Annotated in this window: 5 protein-coding genes and 3 tRNA genes; 6 read left to right on the top strand and 2 right to left on the bottom strand. The window is 60.0% G+C overall.

Annotation, left to right across the window (positions count from 1 at the left end; all coding sequences use genetic code 11):
- The first annotated feature begins 767 nt into the window (after window positions 1-767).
- The gene (locus E4U03_RS12150) at window positions 768-2,174 is read left to right on the top strand and encodes an FAD-dependent oxidoreductase (RefSeq protein WP_135013983.1); all 1,407 of its coding nucleotides are present in this window, start codon (window positions 768-770) and stop codon (window positions 2,172-2,174) included.
- A gap of 92 nt (window positions 2,175-2,266) precedes the next feature.
- Here E4U03_RS12150 and E4U03_RS12145 read toward each other — a convergent pair whose 3' ends face one another.
- Entirely contained in the window at window positions 2,267-3,604 is a 1,338-nt protein-coding gene (locus tag E4U03_RS12145) for a D-arabinono-1,4-lactone oxidase (protein WP_135013982.1), read from the bottom strand.
- A gap of 192 nt (window positions 3,605-3,796) precedes the next feature.
- Between E4U03_RS12145 and E4U03_RS12140 the strand changes: the two genes are divergently transcribed.
- From E4U03_RS12140 to E4U03_RS12120, 5 genes are all read left to right on the top strand, one after another.
- Window positions 3,797-4,456 carry an LGFP repeat-containing protein gene (locus tag E4U03_RS12140; RefSeq protein ID WP_167752430.1) on the top strand — a complete coding sequence of 220 codons (660 nt, stop codon included), beginning with the start codon at window positions 3,797-3,799 and terminating at the stop codon, window positions 4,454-4,456.
- A 218-nt stretch (window positions 4,457-4,674) separates the two neighbouring features.
- Entirely contained in the window at window positions 4,675-5,685 is a 1,011-nt protein-coding gene (locus tag E4U03_RS12135) for a universal stress protein (RefSeq protein ID WP_135013980.1), read from the top strand.
- Between the two features lie 377 nt (window positions 5,686-6,062).
- Window positions 6,063-6,135: transfer RNA gene (locus tag E4U03_RS12130), tRNA-Glu, on the top strand.
- 51 nt (window positions 6,136-6,186) lie between these two features.
- Window positions 6,187-6,260 (top strand) — tRNA-Asp (locus E4U03_RS12125).
- Between the two features lie 63 nt (window positions 6,261-6,323).
- Window positions 6,324-6,396, top strand: a tRNA-Phe gene (locus E4U03_RS12120).
- 114 nt (window positions 6,397-6,510) lie between these two features.
- Here E4U03_RS12120 and E4U03_RS13015 read toward each other — a convergent pair.
- Window positions 6,511-6,626 (bottom strand): IS3 family transposase (locus E4U03_RS13015; RefSeq protein WP_135011154.1); only part of this gene is annotated, 116 nt, incomplete at its 5' end.

Below are 6,626 nucleotides of genomic sequence, written 5' to 3'. Positions count from 1 at the left end.
GCGTCTTGGGTTGCTTGGTGGAATGCTGGTCGGTTGCATCAGGGTCTTGGTTATCGGACTCCGCAGGAGGTGGTTGATGGTGCTTTAGTGGTCTTATAATTGTCGGAACTAAAGCCAGTACATATCACTCTTAGTTTGCTTAAAATTGCTGAAAGTTTTCCTTGTAAGGCTAAAGAGATTTTTTCTATGGTAGAACTCTGTATCTTGTGATGCCCTTTGTTGGTATTTTTCTTATAATGTATACCTCGTTCTTTTGGTTCGATTGGGGTTTTTATGCATTTGTTTTTGGCTTGCTGTCAGTACCTGTTGCACAAATCTTGAATTTGCTCAATTTGTTGTTAAATGGTAAAAGAGATGTTTGCCGGCAGGGCGGGGTGCAAAAGATAAGGTTAGTAAAGCTTGATTTGTGAGAAGGGATATTTATAAGGAGGCTTATTCATTAGGGTAGGTGGAGCAGGCTCACAGCGAACCAGCGAGAGGGTCGGCAGCGAGCGTGAGCCTGCGGAACCCCTTATGAATAAGCCTCAAGGAGCTAGACAAAGCAAACTTTCCTAGACGCTGGCTGGTCCCAGGCCGGAGCCACCTAAAACACCCTGCACCCCCGCCCGCATCTGTTACCTCTGTTACGACCAGCCCCTACCCGCGGTAATCCCAAGACTTACTCTGTAACCGGGGCGACAGCGTCCGCCCCAAACTCGGTAGACTAGAGCAGAACCAAAGTCCCAACCCGCCGTGCCCGCCTACGCCCGGCGCCGAAAGGAAAACCCGTGTCAACCGAAGCCCCCCGCGCCCTGCGCGTCGCCGTTATCGGTGCAGGCCCCGCAGGTATCTACGCTGCAGACATCCTTACCAAAAGCGAAGAAGTCCGCACCGGAGCCGTGCCCGTAGCCATCGACATCTTCGACCGCTACCCCGCCCCCTTCGGCCTGATCCGCTACGGCGTAGCCCCCGACCACCCCCGCATCAAGGGCATCATCAACGCCCTGCACAAGGTGCTTGACCGCGGCGACATCCGCTTCTTCGGCAACGTCAACTACGGCACCGACGTCACCCTGGCCGACCTGCGCAAGCACTACGACGCCATCATCTTCGCAACCGGTGCCATCAAGGACGCTGATCTCGACATCCCCGGCGTTGATCTCACCGGTTCCTACGGTGCGTCCGACTTCGTCTCCTGGTACGACGGACACCCCGACGTGCCCCGTACCTGGCCGCTGGAAGCCAAAGAAATCGCCGTGCTCGGCAATGGCAACGTAGCCCTCGACGTCGCCCGCGTGCTCTCCAAGCACGCCGATGACCTGCTCGTCACCGAAATCCCCGATAACGTCTACGAGGGCCTCAAGGCCTCACCCGTCACCGACGTGCACGTCTTCGGCCGCCGCGGCCCCGCCCAAATCAAGTTCACCCCCCTCGAACTGCGCGAACTAGCCCACTCCCGCGACGTTGACATTGTGCTCTACGAAGAAGACTTCCAGTTCGACGACGCCTCCCGCGAAGCCATGGAAACCAACGCCCAGACCAAGGTCATGATGAAGACCCTTAACGGTTGGCTCGAAGAGCAGAAGAAAAACCCCGGCACCGCCTCCCGCCGCCTGCACCTGCACTTCCTGCAGTCACCCGCCGAAATCCTCGGTGAACACGGCAAGGTCACCGGTATCAAGATGGAACGCACCGAGCTCAACGGCAACGGTGGCGTCACCGGCACCGGCGAATTCATCAACTACCCCGTGCAGGCTGTCTACCGCGCCATCGGCTACTTCGGCTCCGAACTGCCCGAGGTCGGCTACGACAGCGAACGCGGCGTCATCACCAACGTCGAGGGCCGCGTGATTGATGATAGCGACGTGCCCGTTCCCGGCCTCTACGCCACCGGCTGGATTAAGCGCGGCCCCGTCGGCCTGATTGGTTCCACCAAGTCAGACGCCCTCGAAACCGTCACCCACCTGCTGGAAGACCGCGACAACCTCTACACCGCCGAGGCAGCCGACCCCGCAGCCATTGAGGCCTTCCTCGACGAGGCGGGCGTCCGCTACACCACCTGGGAAGGCTGGCACCGCCTGGACGACCACGAAAAGGCCCTGGGCGCAGAAGCCAAGGACGCCGCTGGCGAGCCCCGCGCCCGTATCAAGGTGGTTGATCGCGACGAGATGACCGCGATTTCACGCGGCGAGTAGCGTCAGGTTCTTTCAGAAAAGACCATCTAAATCAGAAAAACCCACCAACTAGGTGGGTTTTTCTGATTTAGATGGTACCTACCCGAGGGGCGTCACCGCATGAGCGCCCAGTCCAGGTAGGGGTTGAGGAAGAGGCCCGACGGGTCTAGCTCTTCGCGCAGTTCCACGAAATCGTTGAAATGGGGGTAGAGCTGGGTGAGGGCGTCCGCGTCCTGGGTGTGGTACTGGCCCCAGTGGGGGCGTCCGCCGTGCTCCTTGAAAATTCCCTCAAGCACACCGAACAGTTCGGCGTGGGGCTGGCGCCAGTAGGCGCGCGCCGAGACGTAGAAGGTCTCCCGCCCGTAGGCATGTGAAAGCCAGATGTCGTCGGCGGCAGCGGTGCGCACGACCAGGGGGTAGGCCATCTGGCTGCGGTAGGACGCCAGGTGGGCGCGTACATCGCGCATGACGTCGGCAAACTGCGACATATCGAATGCGTATTCCATATTGTTCTGCCGCACGGTGCGGTGAATAGTGAAAACGCGGGCCGAATAGTCGGCGTAGCGGCGGTTGCCCTTAGCCCAGTTGGCTACCTTGTTCAGCGCTGGCTGCGCCGCGGGCACTTTAGCCCCGGCGTAGCTGAGCGCCGAGAACACCCCGTTGTTGAGCAGATGGTCGCCGCCGTAGCGCCGGGCCTGGCTTAGGGCCGCGCTGGCGGGCATGTAGCCGTCGGTGAGCAGGGCCAGGCGGGTGAGTCTGCGGGTGCGCACCTCACCGGAGCCCGGGAACCAGCTAAATTCGTAGTGGTCAGCCCCGCGGGAGCGGTCTTCAAAAGAGTGCACGATGCTCTGGTAGGTGTGCCCGCGCTCAGCCGCATGCAGGCGGAACTGGGGCACCACGTTAAAGGTCAGCTCCACGATGATGCCCAGGGCGCCCAGGCCGCAGAGGGCCGCTGAGAAAATTTCCGGATTCTGCTGGAGTGAGCAGGTGAGCAGGGTGCCGGTGGCTTCCACCAGTTTGAGCTCGGCAACCTGGGTGGCAAAGATGCCGTAGCTCAGGCCGGTGCCGTGAAAGCCGGTAGAAATTGCCCCGGCCAGGGTCTGCTCGTCGAGCCGCCCCAGGTTGGTGAAGGCCAGGTTGTAGTGGCCCAGCAGGCGGTTGGCCTCGCGCACGGTCGTGCCCGCCAGGAAGGTGGCGGTGAGGTGATCGGGGTCCACCCGCACCAGGCCGGTGAGGTGCTCTAGGGTCAGCATGGTGCCGACCGGCTGCCCAATGGCGGACGCGCTGCGCCCCCGCCCCACTACCTTGACCCGGGTATCTGCCGCGGCGGCGTCCTGAATCTGCCGTTGCAGCTCGGGCACTGACCGGGGCGTAAGGACGCCGGTGGACTGCACGGTGTGTTGGCGCGCCCAGGTGCTCCACGAGGGGCTTGTCTGCGGGGTGTCGGCCATGATCTACCTCGATTCTTGCTCGTTCATGCATATTTTCGCACGAACACGTGTGTGCTGGCTGTGAGTCTGGGCGGCCGGTCACAGCTTGGTAACAGTTGACTCACAATTCGATAAACCGGCCTGTTTTTGCTTGCCCGGGCCAGGGTGTCTGTGATGGGGTGGAGGTACTGGAGAAAGGAAGGTACAACCACCATGAACAAGTCTTCACTCCGTATTTTTGCCCGTTGCGGTTCGGTTGCGCTCACCCTCGGGGCGCTGACACTCACGGGTCTTGCTCCCGCCCAGGCCAGCGAGGACGGTACCGCGGAGCAGTCGTCGCTGGTGACTAGCTCAAGCACCGGTGCCCTGCCTTGGGCTCCTGAAGATTACGCCTGGCTGGGCGCTCCCACCGATGAGGGTTTTATTGCTCCCGGTACTCCTGGTACCCCCGGTTTTATGGGCCAGAACTTTACCCACGGGGCTGTGTTCTATAACGAGGTAACGGGCACCCATGCTGTGCACGGTGCCATCTACGACCTATGGCGTTTTGGCGCGGTGACGGTGGGCGACGGCTCTGCCCTGTACAACCTGATTCCCGTGACCGACGAGCAGCCGGTGGGCAACGGCGTACGCCAGAGCTTTGCCCAGCCGGGCCTGGCTAGCGGTAACGTCTTCTGGTCTGAGGCTACCGGCGCCCATTTTATTGAGTCCGGAACCCCGGCGGGCGATTACTTCAATGCCCACGGCGCTGTAGATGCTTTTGGTTTCCCGGTGTCCGAGGTGCAGCAGGTAGGGGATGCCTCGGTGCTGTACACCGAACAGGGCGTGCTGACGGTGACCGCCTCCGGCGCTGTGTTTAGCCCCCTGGGTTAGCGTAAGCAAGGACGCCGCCACCCACCTCCCTGCCCATCGGCAGGGGAGTGGGATGCGGCGTCCTTACCTTATCTAGTTCAAAAATGAATAAGTGCGGTAATGATGCGAAATAAGTCACGCCGCTCACGAGGGGAAGACTAAACTAGAAGTAGGCCCCGGCAGCAGCGCCGGTAACCCGACTGGCAGAGCGGGGTCATCATGAATCTAAGGAGATGACCATGACCGAACGCGCTCTCACCTTCGGTGAAAAAGCAGTAGCTGCCCGCAACGACATCGCAGAAGTAGCCAACGCATCCGGCGAAATCATCGTCGGCATTGACGGCTCCGAGCAGAGCTACGGTGCCCTGCGTTGGGCCGTACACGAGGCTGAAATCCGTAAGGTGCCCGTCCGCATGGTCACCGCCTACTCCCTGCCCGTCTTCACCGGCACCGGTTTCGACGCCGGCTACTCCATGGTTGATGAACAGGCCCTTACCGACGGGGTAGCCCAGATCCTTGACGAGGCCCACTCCCGCGTTGGCGAAACCAGCGTTGAACTTCGCGCAACCGTCGAAACCGGCGACGCCACCGCCGTCCTCCTAGAACTCTCCAAGAAGGCTGAGCTGATGGTGGTTGGCTCTCGCTCCCACGGCGGCTTCCTGGGCCGCCTGCTGGGTACCGTTTCCACCTCCTTGCCCGCCCACTCCCACTGCCCTACCGTTGCAGTTCCCCACTCCTACGCCGAGAAGATTGAAGCCGACCCCGGTATCCTGGGCAGCGGCCAGTCCGTCGTTGTTGGTTCGGACGGCTCCGACGAAGCCCGTCTTGCCATGATGCAGGCAGCGGACGAAGCAAGCCGCCGCGGCGTCAAACTCACCCTGGTCAACGCGCTCGCCCCCTACACCGGTGCCCTGAACTGGGTACCCGCCGCTGTTGACTTCGAGGCCCTCTACCGTGAAATCGCCGACCTGCAGCGCAAGGCTGCCGAATGGATTCGCGGCTACTTCCCCCAGCTAGAAATCGAGTTCAAGCTCATTGACGGCTCCCCCGTGCAGGTTCTGCTAGAAGCAGGTAAGGCAGCCGACCTGATTGTGGTCGGTACCCGCGGCCGCGGTGGTATTGCCGGCATGATTCTGGGTTCCACCTCCCAGGGCATCCTGTATAACACCCAGGTGCCCGTCATGATTGTTCCCCAGATTGAAGACCCCCGCATCGAGCAGGCCCCCGATGTCGGCGTCACCTGGGGCTAGCCAAAACGTAAAAGCACTCTAGTCAGCTTCTCTCGCAAGGAGTAGGCTGGTGGTAAGGCAAGGCAGGATAGCTCCCGCCGAAGCTCCTTTTCAGGTTGAAAAGGGCTCCGACGGCGCTATCCTGCCGTCTTTTTTAAAAAAGTTCAAAAAATTTTTGGGACGGACGCTTGCTGCGGCAATATCGGTTCTGGTTAGGCTATTTATGTGTATCTCCGGTTACTTTTGAGTGAATTTTGTGGTGCAGGGCACCTAATTTTTGGCCCAAAATGGCACGGATGGGCGGTTTTCAATTTGCGCGCCTGTTTGAACTCGCGTAATGTATTACTTGTTCAAGCGACGGGCTGAGGAAACAAAGCAAGTCACGATATAGCGAACTAGCCCCTATCGTCTAGCGGCCTAGGACGCCGCCCTTTCACGGCGGTAACACGGGTTCAAATCCCGTTGGGGGTACTGTGAAATCTTTGGTTTCACGGCCATGTAAGAGCTTCGGTTCTTGCGTATGGCCCCGTAGCGCAGTTGGTTAGCGCGCCGGCCTGTCACGCCGGAGGTCGCGGGTTCAAGTCCCGTCGGGGTCGCTCCGACCGCGTAAGTTCTCACTTGTGGGAAGACGCGGTTGTGGCATATCTAAGGGTATGCCTGGCTCTGTAGCTCAGTTGGTAGAGCGTGCGACTGAAAATCGTAAGGTCACCGGATCGACGCCGGTCGGAGCCACGAAATCCACTCTCTAGGCTTCTACATGAGAGTGGGTTTTTTGTTTTAAAACAAAAAACAGCCCCAGCCTGTGGGTTCACTGAACTAGCCCCCGAAAGTTGGGCTGGTTTAATCCTAGACCGTCAGGGCTGCCAAAGCCTGGCTCCGATACCCCATCGGAGCCAGGCCCTTTAATCGCTCCTGAAGCCTACCGTTGTTATACCAATAGATATAGTCATCAACCGCCTGAC

Origin of the sequence: Rothia nasimurium (assembly GCF_004569295.1) — a bacterium.
In the GTDB taxonomy this organism is placed as follows: domain Bacteria; phylum Actinomycetota; class Actinomycetes; order Actinomycetales; family Micrococcaceae; genus Rothia; species Rothia nasimurium_B.
Note: the sequence above shows the minus strand (reverse complement) of the source record. Positions and strands in the feature narration are given on the sequence as shown.